The 4,078-nt window shown below is 39.4% G+C and carries 1 protein-coding gene; it reads right to left on the reverse strand.

Annotated features, from left to right (window positions below):
• Window positions 1-4,078 (reverse strand): hemagglutinin repeat-containing protein (locus ABW51_RS09340; protein WP_197271858.1); only part of this gene is annotated, 4,078 nt, incomplete at both ends.

Here is a 4,078-nt window from a genome sequence, read left to right on the forward strand (position 1 = left end):
ACACCACTGCCAACTTTAATGGCTACCCCAGCATTAAAGCCGCTCGATTTATTAGTGCTGCGTTCTTGATGGTTTTGTTCTGTGGCTTTAATATTGACTTGGTTATCTGCAATCAATGTTGTGCCTTGCTTGCCAGAGATGTCTGAACCTTCAATATTAATGTTGGAATCCTTTCCTGCACCCGTTGCCACAATATTCACTTTGCCACCCGCATTAACTTGAGATTTGGCTGCGGTTTTTCCTTCAGTATGAGCACGTGATTCGCTCTTTTGTTGGCCGTAAGTGATTTGCACCCCTACTACGGAATCCACATCGCTATTACTCATTGCTTTTTGAATAGAGTCGCCAGCTTTCATTACGCTATCAGCTGCACGATAAACATCAAAGCCTGCATTAGCTGCAGCCATCGCATTCACACGACCATGCTTACTCTCACCTACTTGTCTAGTTGATTGCACTGCGCCTTGTACTGCTTGAATAGCAGAAATAACAGGAGAGGTAATAGCAATCGTTAAACCTTTTTGCTCAAATTTTTGTTTGGTATTGGTTTCATATTTATCATCTGCAGCTTTAATATCTGCTTTTTTAGCCAGAATATTTACCTCACCTTTAATGGCACTCACTATACTTGCTGTCTGAGTATATGAATTCTCTGCAACCATTGTGGTATTGTTATTAAGACTTCCAACTTGGCTGCCGCTAGCATAAAGGCGAGTTTGATCATTTTCTAAGGTTTGTTTTTGCTTGCCGATCGTAAAACCAATCCCTCCCCCCAATAAACCAGATTTTTTAGTCATTGAAAAATCTTCTGAATACACCCGATTTTCAGCTTCTTTTATGTCAATATTTTTTCCTGCAACTGTTAATCCACTTTCTGCTACTACATTCGAACCTTGTACAGAAATATTGCCATCGGATTGTATACGAATTTTATTCGCATCCAGGGTCGAACCTTGAGCAAGATCATAATCATGCTCATGTTTAATTACTCTTGTTACTTTACTTAAGCCCTTATCTACAGTTTTCACACCACTGCTTAGCAGTTCTTTATTACGACCTTCTTTAATTTCAATATCGCCTTTTGAAGCAATCAGTGCATTACCATCAGCATGTAAATCATTGCCAATAATACTCACCTTCTCACCACCAATATACTTCACATCTCCACCAACATTCAGCCGATTTCCTACCTGCATGTCTTGCTCTAAACGATAATAGTTGTCACCAGAACCATAATGCTCTTTATTATGGGTATCTAACACGCCTAGCTCTAATTTACTCTTCGCATTAAATACTGCATCACCAGCAATATTGGCTTTCGCGCCCTTTACCGTAATATCTTCATCAGCATAAATTTGTACATCTCCCTCTTTATTGGTGAGATTAATCTCTGCTACTTTACCAATTGTTTTTTGGTGGAATTTACCATCATCTTGGGTTTCAGAAACGCTTCCCTCAATTTGAACTTTTTTTGCTTGAGCAAGAATGGCATCTTTTCCTTCAATTACACCACCAATATTTTTGAGGGTATTTTCTGCCACTAAGAGCACTGCATCACCCTGGACACGTCCTTTATCATTCGTGATGTTATCTGCATTAATGCTAACGCCTTCATTCCCTAAAATAGTGCCGCTATTCTCAACTTGTTGAATACCATTAATAACAACCTTATTCGCCGAAATAATCGCCCCTTCACCATTCACTTTAACATTGCGTGGTGCTAAATAAACTTTTGGTGCCAATACTGAAACCTTCTGACCATTTGGTAAAACGGTTTCCTGTTTCTCAAACCACACCAAATCAGAGGTCAGCTCTTTCATCTGAGCTTCAGTTAAAGCAACTCCCGGTACCAACTGCCATTTTTTCGCATAAAGTACCCCATTATCCATCAAGGTTTTATATTGAGCATAATCGTTATCATAACCATCTAAGAAACGTTTACCCGTTAATTGGTTAATCTGTTCGTTAATCAAACGTTGTTCGTAATATCCATCCCCTAAGCGTTTTAAGAGATTTTGTGCATCATTTCTCAATGCATTAAACATATAATCGCTACTTAACCAAGTGCGTTTATCTGCAAACTGTGGATCGGTTTCGACCACATAATGACTTTGTGGATCTTGATTAATTTTATATAAGCTCGAATTAGGCAAATGGACTGCATTATTCACTGCGCCTACTGCCTCTGCCTCATTACGCGCCCCAATAGTAGATTGAGAGCTCGCCTCTTTCACCGCAGCTAAATCACCAATGTTATTTTTCACCACATTGAAATTAAAATACTCGGTAGCATGCTCAAGATGATAATCCTCTTTCCATATAGTTTTATGACCATAACGTCGTTTAACTGGGTTTTTATCACGATAAGAAGCCAAAATGCCATATTTCCCGTCATCTACTCGATGAATTTCCCCAATCTTATCTTCATTGATAAGCTTGGTAGCTCCGCCTACCAAATCTTTATGGTTTGGATTAGTAGATACAGCACTGTCTCCCAAATAAAGGGTTTTACCCACTAATAATTTACTATATTGGTTTTTTAAATCATCGCCTGAAAGGGAAAGATTGCCACCAATTAAGATTTTACCTGGTTCTTGACTATCGATACGGTCAGTTTTTGTGATACGCCTATATTCCCACTTATGCCAATCATTCTGATTAAGGCGAGGGCGTCCATCATTAAAATTAAACCAGGCATTACGGCTTTTTCGATTCCAATTAATCTTACCCACACCTTTCGCTCCAGTGCGATAACGGGTACTATCCTGATGTAAAGCATATTCAGTAAAATCCTCATAGGAAGTATCAACGCCTAAACGCAAATGTAAATCTATATTCAACAATTTCGCCGTGTTAATTTTCCCATCACCTAACGCTTCAATCGTTGCACTACCATTAAAGATTTCACCGGCTTTGCCTACCGCTTTACCTTGTTCATCAAGCTGACCGCCAATCGCAAGATCTCCTAAACTTAAAACCAAACCATGATCTAAGTTTTTCATCTTCTCCACACCTAAATCTAGGCGTTCACGTGCAGCAATAGTGGCAGAAGCGTCACCTTCTTTATCGTTAGTCAGATTTTTACTAGCAATGGACAAATGATTACCGTAGAGTCGTCCAGTACCAAGGTTGTTGAGAGACTCTGCGTCAATACGGTTTTTAACCCCATCAATTAAACCACGGTTGGTTAATTGACTAGTGACAATATGGGTAACTTGAGAGGCGATTTCGCTACCATCCAGATTATCAATTTCTGCCGCTTTAACCGTCACACCTTGTCCTGTGCGTAACTGGGTTTTATTGGTAAACTTACCGTCGGTAGAAAATTGTAAATGGCCATCTACTTGGAACGCTTTATTTAAGGTAAAGCTATCTTTCAGCGCAATATCAGCATCGCCAGTAGAACTAATTTGACCTTCATTCTCTAGTTTTTTCGCGGTTATGGAGAGTTTTTCTCCAGCATGTACACGCCCTTCATTGTTATCAATGCTTGCAGTATTTTTATCCCCTTTAATGTGAAGCTCACCATCAGATAAAATTTCACCTTGGTGGTTAACTAATTTATCTTTCAGAGAAATATCCGCTTTTTGGGAGACATAAATACCGCCTTGCTGATTCGTTACATTATCAGCTTGTAATTCAAGAGCTGTTGCTTTTATTCCCTGCTCATTTTGACCATTCGATTTAGTACCACTGTTATCTAAGTTTTTTGCTTTAATTAATACTTTTTCAGAAGCAACAATTAAAGAGCCTTTATCCGATTGCTTGCGGTTATCCACGCTATTTGCGTTAAGTTGAACTTGTTTACCCGCAATAACACCCTGTTTGTTATCAATATTTTGAGCATTAAGTTGGGTCTGAGCTTTGGCATAAACGGTGCCACGGTTCTCAATATTCTTTTTCGCATTGAGTTCGGCATTTTCGCTACCACCAATAAAGCCTTCATTCACAATCTTACCTTGGCTATCAATTTTCACCTCACCCGCAGATGCACCAATATGCCCCGCATTGCGTACACTAAGACCTTGACCGTTATCCACTAAATGGATTTTCTCTGCATACATCCCACCCAATTGGC

This window comes from Haemophilus sp. C1 (assembly GCF_001276515.1).
Classification (GTDB): Bacteria; Pseudomonadota; Gammaproteobacteria; order Enterobacterales; family Pasteurellaceae; genus Haemophilus.